13 protein-coding genes are annotated in these 13669 nt (G+C 65.8%); 7 read left to right on the top strand and 6 right to left on the bottom strand.

Going from position 1 to position 13669, the window contains the following annotated elements; genetic code table 11:
* The first annotated feature begins 74 nt into the window (after positions 1-74).
* Both lnt and AADZ78_RS16965 read left to right on the top strand, forming a co-directional pair.
* Positions 75-1580: an apolipoprotein N-acyltransferase gene (gene lnt / locus AADZ78_RS16970; protein ID WP_085250008.1), complete on the top strand. Its 1506-nt coding sequence runs from the start codon at positions 75-77 to the stop codon at positions 1578-1580.
* Positions 1573-2286, top strand: coding sequence for an SHOCT domain-containing protein (locus AADZ78_RS16965; protein WP_085250009.1), 714 nt, complete (start codon positions 1573-1575; stop codon positions 2284-2286). Before lnt ends, AADZ78_RS16965 begins: the two co-directional genes overlap by 8 nt.
* A gap of 77 nt (positions 2287-2363) precedes the next feature.
* Here AADZ78_RS16965 and AADZ78_RS16960 read toward each other — a convergent pair whose 3' ends face one another.
* Positions 2364-2987 carry an MBL fold metallo-hydrolase gene (locus AADZ78_RS16960; RefSeq protein WP_085250010.1) on the bottom strand — a complete coding sequence of 208 codons (624 nt, stop codon included), beginning with the start codon at positions 2985-2987 and terminating at the stop codon, positions 2364-2366.
* Positions 2987-4072, bottom strand: coding sequence for an S-(hydroxymethyl)mycothiol dehydrogenase (locus AADZ78_RS16955; RefSeq protein WP_085250011.1), 1086 nt, complete (start codon positions 4070-4072; stop codon positions 2987-2989). The genes AADZ78_RS16960 and AADZ78_RS16955 overlap by 1 nt, the downstream gene beginning before the upstream one ends.
* A 32-nt stretch (positions 4073-4104) precedes the next feature.
* On the opposite strand from AADZ78_RS16955, the gene AADZ78_RS16950 reads away from it, so the two are divergent.
* From AADZ78_RS16950 to AADZ78_RS16940, 3 genes are all read left to right on the top strand, one after another.
* On the top strand, positions 4105-5178 hold the full coding sequence (locus AADZ78_RS16950; protein ID WP_085250012.1) for a class I SAM-dependent methyltransferase: 1074 nt from the start codon (positions 4105-4107) through the stop codon (positions 5176-5178).
* Positions 5179-5186: 8 nt separating this feature from the next.
* On the top strand, positions 5187-5999 hold the full coding sequence (locus AADZ78_RS16945; RefSeq protein ID WP_085250046.1) for a serine hydrolase domain-containing protein: 813 nt from the start codon (positions 5187-5189) through the stop codon (positions 5997-5999).
* Between the two features lie 148 nt (positions 6000-6147).
* A complete protein-coding gene (locus AADZ78_RS16940) occupies positions 6148-6660 on the top strand; it encodes a DUF3145 domain-containing protein (RefSeq protein WP_085250047.1) in 513 nt (170 codons plus the stop codon).
* Here AADZ78_RS16940 and AADZ78_RS16935 read toward each other — a convergent pair.
* The 3 genes from AADZ78_RS16935 to AADZ78_RS16925 form a co-directional block, all read right to left on the bottom strand.
* Positions 6657-7172 carry a hypothetical protein gene (locus AADZ78_RS16935; protein WP_085250013.1) on the bottom strand — a complete coding sequence of 172 codons (516 nt, stop codon included), beginning with the start codon at positions 7170-7172 and terminating at the stop codon, positions 6657-6659. The genes AADZ78_RS16940 and AADZ78_RS16935 overlap by 4 nt on opposite strands.
* A gap of 316 nt (positions 7173-7488) precedes the next feature.
* Positions 7489-8412, bottom strand: a complete 924-nt coding sequence (locus AADZ78_RS16930) for a diacylglycerol kinase (RefSeq protein WP_139828639.1) — start codon at positions 8410-8412, stop codon at positions 7489-7491.
* A gap of 14 nt (positions 8413-8426) precedes the next feature.
* The gene (locus AADZ78_RS16925) at positions 8427-10016 is read right to left on the bottom strand and encodes an FAD-binding oxidoreductase (RefSeq protein ID WP_085250048.1); all 1590 of its coding nucleotides are present in this window, start codon (positions 10014-10016) and stop codon (positions 8427-8429) included.
* A 47-nt stretch (positions 10017-10063) separates the two neighbouring features.
* Here AADZ78_RS16925 and AADZ78_RS16920 point away from each other — a divergent pair, with 47 nt between their 5' ends.
* Positions 10064-10633 (top strand): TetR/AcrR family transcriptional regulator, encoded by a 570-nt coding sequence (locus tag AADZ78_RS16920; protein ID WP_085250015.1) that lies wholly within the window; start codon positions 10064-10066, stop codon positions 10631-10633.
* On the top strand, positions 10633-12171 hold the full coding sequence (locus tag AADZ78_RS16915; protein WP_139828633.1) for a glycerol-3-phosphate dehydrogenase/oxidase: 1539 nt from the start codon (positions 10633-10635) through the stop codon (positions 12169-12171). Before AADZ78_RS16920 ends, AADZ78_RS16915 begins: the two co-directional genes overlap by 1 nt.
* 60 nt (positions 12172-12231) lie before the next feature.
* On the opposite strand, the gene AADZ78_RS16910 is transcribed toward AADZ78_RS16915, so the two are convergent.
* Positions 12232-13653, bottom strand: coding sequence for an acyl-CoA carboxylase subunit beta (locus AADZ78_RS16910; RefSeq protein WP_085250017.1), 1422 nt, complete (start codon positions 13651-13653; stop codon positions 12232-12234).
* Between the last annotated feature and the right edge of the window lie 16 nt (positions 13654-13669).

Below are 13669 nucleotides of genomic sequence, written 5' to 3'. Positions count from 1 at the left end.
TTGCTTGGTCTCCGGTGGGTCCCAGTGTCCTCCTTCCCTCGTCTTCCGCGAAGTTGAGCGGCATTCTGATCTGCATGGCCACGAGCGTGGGACGGCGCATCCCTGGCTGGGCGGCGGCCTTGGCCGCTGGCGCGCTACTTGCGCTCGCTTTTCCCGCGCCGTCGTGGTGGTGGCTGGCCTGGTTCGGCGTGGTCCCGCTGCTCTTGGTGGTGCGGGCCGCGCCGACGTCCTGGCAGGGCGCCGTACGCGCGTGGTGGGGTGTTGTCGGATTCGTGCTGACCACCCAGTACTGGCTGGTGACCAGCGTTGGCCCGGTGGCGGCAGTGTTGCCGATTGGACTGGGCACGTTGTGGCTGCCGTGGGGGTGGCTCGCGCACCGGCTGCTGTCGGCGCCGGTCACTACCGGGCGCACGGTTGCCGCCGTGATGGTGTTGCCCAGCGTGTGGGTAGCGGCCGAAGCGGTGCGGTCGTGGCACTCGTTGGGCGGTCCGTGGGCATCGTTGGGTGCGTCGCAATGGAACCAGCCTGTGACGCTTGCGTCGGCCGCACTCGGCGGGGTGTGGCTGACGAGTTTTCTTGTCGCCGCGGCAAATACCGCGATCACCGGCCTGATCCTGCACCGGGACGTAATGGGTCGATGTGTCGCATTGGGCTGCATGCTGGCGTGCGCTGGACTCGGCCCGGCCTGGTATCTGCTGGGCCACGCGACAACCGGCGGTGCGACCGTGCTCGTGGCGTTGGTACAGACCGGCGACATCGACGACGCTACGGTCCGGCGGACGGCCAGCGAAGCACTCACCGCAACGCTCGCGAGTCAGCGGCCGGACTTGGTGGTCTGGGGAGAAAGCAGCGTCGGGCAAGATCTCGACAGCCATCCGGAGGTGTTGGCCCGCCTCGCGGAGCTGTCGCGGCAGGTCGGAGCGGACCTGCTGGTCAACGTCGACGCGCGCACACCCAACGGGGGCATCTACAAGACGGCGGTGCTCGTCGGCGAGCACGGAGCAGTGGGCAGTTATCGGAAAACCCGGCTGGTGCCGTTTGGCGAATACGTGCCGCTGCGACCGCTTTTAGGCCGGTTCACGCGCGGCACCAAAGCCGCCGCCGACGACCGGGGGCGGGGGACCGGGCCGGTGGTGCTGCGCGTGGGCTCCCTGGAGATCGGACCGCTGATCAGTTATGAGGCAACCTTCTCCGATCTCGCCCGCGGTGCGGCGCAGCGGGGCGCCGGGCTGCTGGTGTATCAGAGTTCCACGTCGACGTTTCAAGGAAGTTGGGCGCAGCCGCAATTGGCCAGCCAGCCTGCGGTCCGCGCCGTCGAAGTGGGCCGCCCGGCGGTGCATGTCGGATTGTCCGGCGATAGTTCGGCCTTCGACGCTCGGGGCCGTCGGCTGGCGTGGTGCTCGTCGGAATTCCGTGGGGTCGTCATGGTCAGCGTTCCGTTGGGCTCGACAACTACGCCCTACCAGCGACTCGGAGACTGGGCGCCGGTGACGGCGTTTGCGGTTCTCGGTGGCGCTGGCGCGGTTATGGTGTTTCGTCGTCACCGAGTTGCCCGCGTGAAACACTGCGTGAATGAGTAGCGCACGGCTCGCCAAGATTTCGCTGGCCGCCGCCATTGCGATGCTGGTGGTTTCGGTGGGCGGCTTCATCACCGTACTGGTGCTCAACGCATTTTTTCTGGACAAGTACAACGCCTACGGCGAAGTACCCGTCCCGGGATCGGGCAGCCTGCATTTGCCGGCCGGCGAAGTCACCGTGAGCCTGCACACGGCGGTCATCAGCGGTCCTAGTGGCAGCGGGCTGCCGGTGCCACCGCTTGGGGTCACGATCAACCCCCCGGACGGCGTCCCGCAACCGGTAGTGAGGGAAAGCATCGGTAGCACGACGACGGTCAACAACGATGCGCATGTGCGGGTCTGGCTGGTTCAGATTCCCGCCGAGGGTACTTACAACATCACCACGGATGGCCAGGTCAACGGATTCATCAACCCGCGATTGGCGTTCGGACACAAGAGTTCGTATGGCTACCTGGTGTGGGTGTTCGTCGGCATGTTCGCCGTCGGCCTGGTTGACCTAGCCTTGTCGATCAGGTGGATGACTCGCCCCAGGCGGAAGGCGGCGTCGGCGATACTGACCACACCCGTAGCGAACACTTACGCTGGGGCTTACGAACCGACCGACGAAGGCGTCAGGCTAGAGAGACTCAAAACGCTTGCGGCGCTGCGAGATTCCGGAGCGCTGACGGAAGCGGAGTTTCAGGCCGAAAAGCGGCGGATCCTGGGCTAGCTTGTTGTGGCGAGCGTGCGTGTCTGTTCGCCGACACGCCGGTACGGCTGACATTCTGCGCACGCTCGCGGGCGGACTTAGTGGCCGCGGGCCACCCACTCTTCGTAATGGACGATCTCGTCGCCGACGGTGGTGCTGTCGCCGTGCCCGGTGTGCACGACGGTGTCGCCGGGCAATGTGCCGAGCCGATCGGCTATCGATCGCAGAATCGTCGGGAAGTCGGAGTATGAGCGGCCGGTTGCGCCAGGTCCGCCGGAGAAGAGGGTGTCGCCGCTAAACACGGTGCCAAGTTCTGGGGCATACCAGCAAACCGACCCGGGGGAGTGGCCCGGCGTGTGCAGCGCCCGCAACTCCGTTCCCGCGACGCGCAACGTGTCTTCATCGTCTATGGTGCGAAAGTGCTTGTCCGGGTGAGTCATTCGCCACAGCACGTCATCGCCGGGATGCAGCAGCACCGGTGCGTCGAGGGCCTCGCCGAGTTCGGGAGCCACCGTCACGTGGTCGTTGTGGCCGTGCGTGCACACCACCGCAACCACATTGCGGCCCTTGACGGCGGCCAGGATCGGAGCCGCGTCATGGGCGGCGTCGAAGACCACGACGTCGGCGGCGTCGCCGACGAGCCAGATGTTGTTGTCGACTTCCCAACTGCCGCCATCGAGTTCGAATGTGCCGTGCGTGACAATTCGTTCGATCGCGGCCATTACCAGACCACCACCGAGCGCAGCACCTTGCCCTCGTGCATCTTGTGGAATGCGTCCTCGATGTCGTCGAGCCCGATGCGTTCGGAGACGAACTTGTCCAGCGGAAGGCGGCCCTGCAGGTAGAGGTCGATGAGCGTGGGGAAGTCGCGTTCGGGCAGGCAATCGCCGTACCACGACGACTTCAGCGCGCCGCCGTGGGAGAAGAAGTCCACCAACGGCATGTCCAGGCGCATGTCGGGTGTCGGAACGCCCACTAGCACAACGGTTCCGGCGAGGTCGCGGGCGTAGAAGGCCTGCTTCCAGGTTTCCGGCCGGCCGACGGCGTCGATCACCACGTTGGCGCCAAAGCCGTCGGTGAGGTCCTGGATCGTCTTGACGACGTCGAATTCGCGGGCGTTGATGGTATGGGTGGCACCGAACTTGCGCGCCCAGTCCAATTTCGTGTTGTCGGTGTCGACCGCGATGATCCGTTTCGCGCCCACCAGCGCCGCCCCCGCGATCGCGGCATCGCCCACGCCGCCGCAGCCGATCACCGCGACCGTGTCATCCCGGGTAACGGCCCCGGTGTTGATCGCCGCACCTATACCGGCCATCACTCCGCAGCCCAGTAGGCCGGCGACGGCGGGATCGGCGGCCGGGTCGACCCTGGTGCATTGGCCGGAGTGCACCAGTGTCTTGTCGGCGAACGCGCCGATGCCCAGCGCAGGTGTGAGCTCGGTGCCGTCGGTCAGTGTCATCTTCTGTTCGGCGTTGAAGGTGTCGAAGCAATAGTGCGGCCGGCCGCGTTTGCAGGCCCGGCACTGGCCGCATACGGCGCGCCAATTCAGGATCACGAAGTCGCCCGGCCGCACGGTCGTCACCCCTTCGCCGACCGCTTCCACCGTGCCCGCGGCTTCGTGGCCGAGCAGGAACGGGTACGCGTCGTTGATGCCGCCCTCGCGGTAGGTCAGATCGGTGTGGCATACGCCGCAGGCAATGATGTCGACGACGGCCTCGCCGGGCCCGGGGTCGGGGACGACGACGTCCACCAATTCGACGGGTTCGCCCTTGCTACGGGAAATCACGCCGCGCACTGTCTGACTCATGGCATTCAACCTACGGTGTAGCGTCGCTGACCATGAGCGGAGCACCCGAGACAGCCTCGGAAACAGGCGAAGACTTCGCCGAACGGATCATCGCGACCATTGACGGCGCCAGCCTGGCGATCCTGGTGAGCGTGGGACATCAAACCGGGCTGCTGGACACGATGGCTGGGCTGCCACCTTCCACTAGCGCCCAGATCGCCGAGGCCGCGGACCTCAACGAGCGCTACGTGCGGGAGTGGTTGGGCGGCATGACCACTGGGCAGATCGTCGACTACGACGCCGATACCGCCACCTACTCGCTGCCTGCCCACCGTGCGGCCGTGCTGACCCGCGCGGCCGGGCCGGACAATCTCGCCGTGGTGGCCCAGTTCCTGCCGTTGCTCGGCAACGTCGAACAGAAGATCATCGACTGTTTCCGAACGGGCGGAGGGCTGCACTACAGCGAATATCCCCGCTTCCACAAGCTGATGGCCGAGCAGAGCGGCGCGGTCTTCGACGCCTCGCTCGTCGACGTCGTGTTGCCGTTGGTCGACGGACTCCCGGGGCGCCTGCGCAGCGGCGCGGACGTCGCCGATTTCGGCTGCGGCAGCGGCCATGCGATCAACGTGCTGGCGCGGGCGTTTCCGGCGAGCCGGTTTACCGGCATCGACTTCTCCGATGAGGCGATCGCGACGGGCATTGCCGAGGCGGATCGTCTCGGCCTGACCAACGCCAGCTTCGAAAGTCACAATTTGGCTCAACTAGACAAGCCGGAGGCCTACGACGTCATCACCGTTTTCGACGCCATCCACGATCAGGCGCAACCGGCGCAGGTGCTGGCAAACATCTACCGGGCACTTCGGCCCGGCGGCGTCCTGCTAATGGCCGACATCAAGGCGTCGAGCCGACTCGAAGAAAACGTCAGCGTCCCGATGAGCACCTACCTCTATACGGTCTCACTGATGCACTGCATGACCGTGTCGCTGGCCCTGGACGGCGCCGGACTCGGCACGGCGTGGGGATGGCAGCTGGCCACCTCGATGCTCGCCGATGCCGGGTTTGCCGACGTGCGGGTGGCAGAGATCGAGTCGGACCCGATCAACAACTACTACATCGCCACCAAGTAGTGCCCGCCCTGGATGCGCTCGACCCCCTCGCCGATTGGCCGGTGGCCAATGCTGCCGCGGCGGTGGTCGGACCTGCCGGAGTGCTAGCCACGCACGGCGACACCGCACACGTGTTTGTGTTGGCGTCGGTGACCAAGCCCTTGGTGGCCCGTGCGGCGCAGATCGCAGTCGAGGAGGGGGTTGTCGACCTCGACACCCCGGCGGGTCCGCCCGGCTCCACGATTCGCCACCTGCTGGCGCATACCTCGGGGCTGGCGATGCACTCCAATCAGGCGCTGGCTCGGCCCGGCACCCGGCGGATGTATTCCAACTATGGTTTTGCGGTGTTGGCCGAAACCGTGCAGCGGGAGTCGGGAATCGAGTTCGGCCGGTATTTCATCGAGGCGGTGTGCGAGCCCCTGGGGATGGCGACAACCCACCTCGAAGGCGGTGCCGCGACCGCCGGGTTCGGGGCGACCTCGACGATTGCCGACTTAGCGGCGTTCGCGGGTGACCTGCTGCGTCCGTCGACGGTCTCGGCGCAGATGCACGCCGACGCCACCGCGGTGCAGTTTCCAGGTCTGGATGGTGTGTTGCCCGGCTACGGCGTCCAGCGGCCCAACGACTGGGGGCTGGGCTTTGAGATCAGGGATTCGAAGTCGCCGCACTGGACGGGCCCGCGCAACTCGGGGCGGACGTACGGCCATTTCGGCCAATCGGGCGGCTTTATCTGGGCAGATCCCGAGGCCGACCTGGCGCTGGTGGTCCTCACGGACCGCGATTTCGGCGACTGGGCGCTCGATCTGTGGCCGGCGCTCAGCGATCGCGTGCTGGCCCAGTGAAATTTGACGGAACTGCACACTAGCGCAACAGGGGCCTCACAAGGCACAATAGACACGCAAGACACACAAATATCAGCAAGCATCCTGCTTGGTCGGGTTCACCAGGTCGTTGGGGAAGACGTCCCTCGTGGAACCGAAGGAGCAACAGATGCGTGCGTCGAATCAATTCGCCGACGTGACGGCCGGTGTGGTGTACGTCCACGCCTCGCCCGCGGCGGTATGCCCGCATGTCGAGTGGGCGTTGTCGTCGACCCTGCAGGCCAAGGCGAACCTGGTCTGGACGCCGCAGCCGGCTATGCCCGGACAGCTGCGGGCGGTCACCAACTGGGTCGGGCCGGTGGGCACCGGGGGGCGACTGGCCAATGCGTTGCGCTCCTGGTCGGTGCTGCGGTTCGAGGTCACCGAGGATCCCAGCCCGGGAGTCGACGGCCAGCGGTTCAGCCACACGCCCCAACTGGGCTTGTGGAGCGGCGCGATGAGCGCAAACGGCGACATCATGGTGGGGGAGATGCGGCTGCGGGCGATGATGGCGCAGGGCGCCGACACATTGGCCGCCGAACTGGATTCGGTGCTGGGGACGGCGTGGGACGAGGCGCTCGAGGTGTACCGCGACGGCGGCGACGCCGGTGAAGTGACCTGGCTCAGCCGGGGCGTGGGCTAATTGACCGGAACTGACACGGGCTTTGCCGACACCGGCATATCGACATTGCCCTTGCACGCGCCGCTCGCTATATCGGTGTGAAAGACGCCGGTGAGGATTCCGTGATCGCCCGGCGTGTAGACCGTTATGGATTTCGCCGGGTCATATTCGATGGTGCCGTCGGGTAGTAGGCAGTCCCACTTCCAGCTCATCTCACGTATCCACTGAGACCCATTCCAGGTGAATTCGATTGTCCGCGGCATGGATTCATTCTTGGGTGGGGGAGGGTCGTTCACAGTGGCGACGCAGCCGCCCGCTGAGCAGCTCGAACTAACGGAGACGCTAGTCCGGTGGGCATATTCCGGCTGGCTGGCCGCCATGCTGGTGCCCGTCTTCGCGTTGGCGGACAGCGTCAGGATGTATTGCCCGTTCCACGACGCAACTTCACCGGCATAGGCTTTCGGGGCAGCTAGCAAGCCCCCGAACGACGCAGCCGCCAAGGCGACCAGCGCGGTCTTGCGAAGTCCGGACATTCTTTCCTCCCGCGTGTGCCGGTTTGAAAAGATGTCGCATTCGATGGACCGGTCGTTACATGATTGCGACCCGGTTATGTGCTGTGGGGCCGCAGTACAAGCAGTCCGGCAGGGTGTGTCAGCCGTGCGGGCTGGCATGCGTGGCGAAATCGCGTCGTCAAATGTCACGAAGACTGCGCCCTCACCAAAGCAAATTGCACCAGTGGCCTAATACCCCTGGGTGGTTGGCGCGAGCCTTTGGTCGGGGCACAGCGGATGATCCGCGTCCAATCACGGATCGCCCGCACTCGAACTGGCCGCGCAGGCTTGCATCCACCTAATGGTTGGGTCGCAGAATCTGTAGCGCGGCCGGGACCGCGCAGATCTCGGCGGGTAGCGGGCGGGCGAAGTCGCCGTCCGCGTACACGTTGATACCGGGGCACTCGACGTGGATTGTCTTGGCCCGTGCCGTGCTCACCTCGTCAAGGCCGATATGGGTGCCCTTGAGGGCGGTGGGGAACAGGCGGATCAGCTTGGTTCGAGAATCCGATTGCGCCATGGTGATGTCGAGCAGCCCGTCCGAGTGATTGGCGTTGGGACAGATCAGCAGCCCACCGCCATAGCTGCGGGTATTACCCAGGGCCACAAGCGTGAGGTCGGAGTCGATCTCCGTGGTTCCGTCGAGCACCATCCGAAACGGCAACAGTCGCAGCTGCGACAGCTCGGCGAGCATCGCGATGTAGTAGCGCAGCCGCCCATGTGGCCAACGCATCCGGTTGGCGCGATCGGTCACTAGGGAATCGAATCCGGTTGCCGCCACGGTGCCGAACCATTTGTCAACGCCTTTGCCGTCGCTAATTCGGCCCAGGTCAATGGTTTCCGTCCAGCCGTTGATGACGATGTCCGCGGCGGCCTCGGGATCCTTTGTAGGAATTCCGAATTCACGGGCGTGATCGTTGCCGGTGCCCGCGGGGATGATTCCCAGCGGGACGTCGGTGCCCGCCAATACCTGCAGGGCATTGGAAATCACGCCGTCGCCGCCGGTGACAACGACCGCGTCAGTGCCCTTTTCAAGCGCCGCGGCGACGAGATAGCGCGCATCTTCCGCGTCCTCGCCGACGATTTCGACGACCTCCACACCGCGATGCTTCAACCGAGCGATCGCGTGCCGTGCCGCGCCTACCGCGGCGCCATGTCCCGAGAGGGGATTGGTCAGCGCGGTTACCTTGGCGATCTCGCGCTGGCGCAGTTGCCCGGTGATGGTGCTTTCCGCGGTCACGGAATCAGCTTGCCGGGATTGAGAATTCCGGCCGGATCCAAGTTCGCCTTGACGGCACGTAACAGCTGCACGCCAAGATCGCCCACCTCGTCGCGCATCCACGGACGGTGGTCGGCGCCGACCGCGTGGTGGTGGGTAATGGTGCCGCCGGTGGCCATGATCGCGTCTGAGGCGGCTTTCTTAGCGGCAAACCACTGTTCGATCGGATTGCCGCGCTGCCCGGCGACGACGGTGAAGTACAACGACGCGCCGCTGGGATACACATGGGAGACGTGACACATCACCAGCGCCGGTGTGCCCGATTCGGCCAGCGAGCTGGTAAGTGCTTCGGTCACAGCGGCTTTCAGCGTCGGAATGTTGGACCAGTCGGTGGCCGTCTCCAGGGTCTCGCAGAGCGCGCCCGCGGCCAACAGCGAGTCACGCAGGTAGGGTGCGCTGAATCTGCCGTGCTCCCAGGTCTGGGCTGGGCCTTCGCCCAACGACTTGCCGCCGTGGGCTTCCAGCAGCGCCCGCGTCTCGGCGTGCCTGCTTTCGGTGTGCTCCTTGGTGCCCTCGAACAGGGTCAGCCCCAAACAGCCTCCGGTGACCTGGTTTTCACCGATCGTTTCGTGGGTCGCGAGGTTGACTCCGGTCTCGGCCTCATCGGAGAGGCGGACGACGGTGGGTCCGGTGCCGGTCTGGGTGATGGCGCGCAGAGCCGCGACCCCGATGGCGAAGTCCGGGAACGACCATGCCTCGTAGCGAGTCGTTTCGGGTACGCGGTGCACCCGCAGCCGCACCTTGGTGATGACGCCGAGGGTGCCTTCCGAGCCGATAGCCACCTGGCGCAAGTCAGGTCCGGCCGCCGACGCCGCAACCCGACCGAGATCCCAGATGCCCACCGGGGTGATCATGCGTAGACCGAGAATCATGTCGTTGAACCGGCCGTAGCCTGCCGAGTCCTGGCCCGACGACCGGGTGGCCGCGAAACCCCCGATCGTGGCGTACTCGAAGCTCTGCGGGAAGTGCCCGAGCGAGAAGCCGTGCTCGCCGAGAAGGCGTTCGGCCTCCGGGCCGGTGACACCGGCCCCCAATTCGGCGATGCCGGACACCTCGTCGAGGGAGTGCAGTTGGTTGAAGCGCCGCAAATCTAGTGAGATCACAGCGCTGAACTGACCGCGTGTGGGATCGAGCCCACCGGTGACGTTGGTGCCACCCCCGAACGGGACAATGGCAATGCCGTGTTCGGAGCAGTAGCGCAGGATCGCGGCGACGGTGTCCTCGCCGCTGGGGCCGCCGGGCAGCAACACCGCATCGGGAGCGTCCTGGACGCCTCGGTCCTTCCGCCGCAGCATGTCGGGCGTGGACTTGCCGCCGGCGTGCAGCAGCCGATCGCGGTCGGCGGTACGGACATACTCCGCGCCGACGATCTCGGCCAGCGCATCGTGATCCGCTTGCGACAAAGACGACGGGCGCAACTGAACCTGGTCGGGTTCGAGTTCGACCTCATCCGAATCTTCCAGGCCCACGACCTGTTTCAGTAAAGATCGGATGCCATCGGAAAGCGGCTTGGCGGCGGCGGGATCTCCCCACGCGTTCCATTTCATCGGCGGAAGGAGTCCCTCGAGATGCGTCATGCGTTACAGTATTACACATGGTGTCAATGAGTAATGAGCCTGCGGACATCGGGAACCGGATACTGCGTGCCGCGGAGACCTGTGTTGTCGATTTCGGTGTGGACCGGGTGACCCTCGCCGAGATTGCACGCCGTGCGGGTGTGAGCCGGCCGACCGTGTATCGCCGCTGGCCGGATACTCAGTCGATTGTGGCGGATCTCCTGACCATCCACGCCACTCGGACGTTGCGCGCGGTGCCACGGCACGGCGAGGGCCGGGAGGCGCTGGTCGAACGGATCGCCACGGTGGCCACCGGCCTGCTGGACGACGAAGTCGTCGTATCGATCCTGCGCTCGGAGATGGTGATGGTTTACATCACCGAGCGCCTCGGACGGAGCCAGCGGATTCTCATCGAGACGCTAGCCAACTGGCTGTCAGAAGCACAGCGCGAAGGCAGTGTCCGCCCCGGCGACCCATGGAAGCTCGCTGCGATGGTGCTGCTGATCACCCAGTCGGCGATTCAGTCCGCGCAAATCATCCGGCCGATCCTGGACCGCGAAGCGCTCACCGCCGAACTCACCTATGCACTGAACGGATACTTGTCTTGATGAGCGAGTCGACCGCCCTCAACGCCGCGCGACGGACCGCCGACCTGGCGGCACTCGCCGATGGCGAGCCGCTCGACGTCATCGTCATCGGCGGCGGTATCACCGGCGTCGGTATCGCTCTGGACGCCGCGTCGCGTGGCCTGCGGGTGGCCCTGGTGGAAAAGCACGATCTGGCGTTTGGCACCAGCCGCTGGAGTTCGAAGCTGGTGCACGGCGGTCTGCGATATCTCGCCACTGGCAATGTGGGCATTGCCCGGCGCAGCTCCATCGAACGCGGAATACTGATGACGCGCAACGCCCCTCATCTTGTTCATGCCATGCCGCAGCTCGTTCCGTTGTTGCCGTCAATGAATTTCGCTAAGCGCGCGTTGGTTCGCTCCGGGTTTCTGGCCGGCGACGCGCTGCGGATGCTGGCGGGCACGCCGTCCTCGACGTTGCCCCGGTCGCGAACGATCTCCGCGCAGCGGGTCGTGGAGATGACGCCGACCGTGCGGCGTGAGGGCCTTCAGGGTGGGTTGCTGGCCTACGACGGACAATTGATCGATGACGCCCGATTGGTCACCGCGGTGGCGCGCACCGCGGCGCAGCACGGCGCGCGCATCCTCACCTACGTGGCCGCGTCCGAGGCAACCGGAACGTCGGTGCGGCTAACCGACCAGCGCACCGGGCAATCGTTCGATGTTTCCGCGCGCGCCGTCATCAATGCGGCGGGAGTGTGGGGTGGCGAAATCGACCCCTCGCTGAAGTTGCGGCCCAGCCGCGGAACACATCTCGTTTTCGACGCCAGAGCCTTCGCCAATCCGACTGCGGCGCTGACTATTCCGATTCCGGGTGAGCTCAACCGATTTGTGTTCGCGATGCCCGAGCAACTGGGGCGGGTGTACCTCGGGTTGACTGACGAAGATGCTCCCGGACCGATTCCCGATGTGCCAGAGCCGTCTTCGGCGGAGATCATGTTCCTTCTCGACACGGTGAACACCGCGCTGGGGACCGCGCTGCAGACCGCGGATGTCATCGGTGCCTACGCCGGCTTGCGGCCGCTGATTGATACCGGCGAAGGTCGCACCGCCGATGTGTCGCGTGATCACGCCGTTGTCGAGTCGGCGTCCGGCGTGATCAGCGTGGTCGGTGGCAAGCTGACCGAATATCGTTACATGGCAGAGGATGTCCTCAATCGTGCGATCAGCCTTCGGCATTTGCAGGCCGCGGATTGCCGGACCCGCAACCTGCCCCTGATTGGGGCGCCCGCCAACCCCGGGCCCGCCGCCGGACCGGGTGGCCGATTGCCGGAGTCCTTGGTCGCCCGTTACGGGGCTGAGTCGCCAAACGTCATCAGAACCGCCACCTGCGAAAGGCCCACCGAGCCGGTCGCCGACGGTATCGACGTCACCCGGGCGGAGTTCGAATACGCCGTCAGCCACGAGGGCGCGCTCGATGTCGACGACATCCTCGATCGCCGGACCCGGATTGGCTTGGTGCCGCGCGATCGCGAGCGGGTGGTTACCGTTGCCGAGGAGTTCCTCGCGGCCGCCCGGTGAGCAGACGCAAAAGCCCCCGAAAACAACGGTTTTCGGGGGCTTTTGCGTCTGCTCGCGCTATTAAAGCGGGATGTTCTTGTGGCGGCCGCGGCGCGCTGGCGCCTGCGCCAGCGCCTCGGTGAGCTTGCTGCGGGTATGCGCAGGGTCGATTTTCTCGTCGACCACACCAATGTCGATGGCGCTATCCACGCCGCCGGCAATCCGCTCGTGCTCGGCGGCCAACTCGTCATGCAGCGCCTCGCGCTCGTGGTCCGGCGCGGCGGCAAGCTTGCGTTTGTGCAGGATGCCGACGGCCGCTTTGGCGCCCATCACCGCAACCTCGGCGTCCGGCCAGGCGAACACCTTGGTCGCATTCAACGAACGGGAGTTCATCGCAATGTAGGCCCCGCCATAGGTCTTTCGAGTAACGAGCGTGACCCGCGGAACGGTGCACTCGCCGAACGCGTGCAGCAGTTTAGCGCCGCGGCGTACCACTCCGCCCCACTCCTGGTCGACACCGGGCAGATAGCCGGGCACATCGACAACCACCACCAGCGGGATCCCGAACGCGTCGCACAGGCGCACGAAACGCGCTGCCTTCTCGGCACTTTCGGAGTTTAGGCAGCCGCCGAGCCGCAACGGGTTGTTCGCCAGTACGCCAACCGTGCGGCCGGACAGCCGGCCCAGCCCGACCACCATGGACGGTGCCCAATTCGCCTGGAATTCGTCGAAAGGTGTGTCCTCGTCAAGGATCGCGGTCACGATCGGACGCACGTCATAAGCCCGCCGAGCGGACTCGGGCAGTAGCGCGTGGATGTCGGTGTCCCCAGCCTCGGCCTTGCTGCGGTCGAAATGCCCTTGCTGGCAGAACAATCCGACCAAGCGGCGGCCGCGCTCGTAGGCGTCGAGTTCGTCGTCGGCCACGATGTGGCATACCCCGGACTTCTTGTGGTGGGTCTCCGGTCCGCCGAGCGACGCCATGTCCACGTCCTCGCCGGTGACGCTGCGCACCACGTCGGGCCCGGTGACGAACACCCGGCTTTCCGGCGCCATCACGACGACGTCGGTCAGCGCGGGTCCGTACGCAGCCCCGCCGGCGGCGAAGCCGACGACCACCGAGATCTGCGGAACGTAGCCGGATGCGCGGATCATGGCCTCGAACACAGTGCCGACCGCGTGCAACGCCCGCACACCCTCGGCCAGCCGGGCACCACCGGAGTGCCAGATGCCCACGATCGGGCTCTGCTCCTCGATTGCGGTGTCGTAGGCGTTGACGATGTGCGCGCAGCCTTCGGTGCCCATGGCACCGCCCATCACGGTGCCGTCCGTGCAGAACGCGATCGTGCGCACACCGTTGACGGTGCCCGCCGCGGCAAGCACACCCGAGCGGTCACGTTCGTGCAGCAGTTCGACGCTGCCGTCGTCGAAGAAGTTGCTCAAACGCAGCAGCGGATCGCGTGGGTCGAGCGACTCGCCAACCGCCTCGGGGGCCATGATTGTCATCGCAGGTCTCCTGTTC

This window comes from Mycobacterium riyadhense (assembly GCF_963853645.1).
Classification (GTDB): Bacteria; Actinomycetota; Actinomycetes; order Mycobacteriales; family Mycobacteriaceae; genus Mycobacterium; species Mycobacterium riyadhense.
The sequence above is the reverse complement of the archived record's forward strand: the minus strand, read 5'-3'. Positions and strand labels throughout refer to the sequence as shown.

Coding starts and splice junctions, on each gene's coding strand:
- AADZ78_RS16935 (WP_085250013.1), bottom strand. CDS start 7,172: ATGTCCGGACTTCGCAAGACCGCGCTGGTCGCCTTGGCGGCTGCGTCG.
- AADZ78_RS16925 (WP_085250048.1), bottom strand. CDS start 10,016: ATGAAATGGAACGCGTGGGGAGATCCCGCCGCCGCCAAGCCGCTTTCC.
- lnt (WP_085250008.1), top strand. CDS start 75: ATGGCCACGAGCGTGGGACGGCGCATCCCTGGCTGGGCGGCGGCCTTG.
- AADZ78_RS16950 (WP_085250012.1), top strand. CDS start 4,105: ATGAGCGGAGCACCCGAGACAGCCTCGGAAACAGGCGAAGACTTCGCC.
- AADZ78_RS16910 (WP_085250017.1), bottom strand. CDS start 13,653: ATGACAATCATGGCCCCCGAGGCGGTTGGCGAGTCGCTCGACCCACGC.
- AADZ78_RS16955 (WP_085250011.1), bottom strand. CDS start 4,072: ATGAGTCAGACAGTGCGCGGCGTGATTTCCCGTAGCAAGGGCGAACCC.
- AADZ78_RS16940 (WP_085250047.1), top strand. CDS start 6,148: ATGCGTGCGTCGAATCAATTCGCCGACGTGACGGCCGGTGTGGTGTAC.
- AADZ78_RS16960 (WP_085250010.1), bottom strand. CDS start 2,987: ATGGCCGCGATCGAACGAATTGTCACGCACGGCACATTCGAACTCGAT.
- AADZ78_RS16965 (WP_085250009.1), top strand. CDS start 1,573: ATGAGTAGCGCACGGCTCGCCAAGATTTCGCTGGCCGCCGCCATTGCG.
- AADZ78_RS16915 (WP_139828633.1), top strand. CDS start 10,633: ATGAGCGAGTCGACCGCCCTCAACGCCGCGCGACGGACCGCCGACCTG.
- AADZ78_RS16920 (WP_085250015.1), top strand. CDS start 10,064: ATGGTGTCAATGAGTAATGAGCCTGCGGACATCGGGAACCGGATACTG.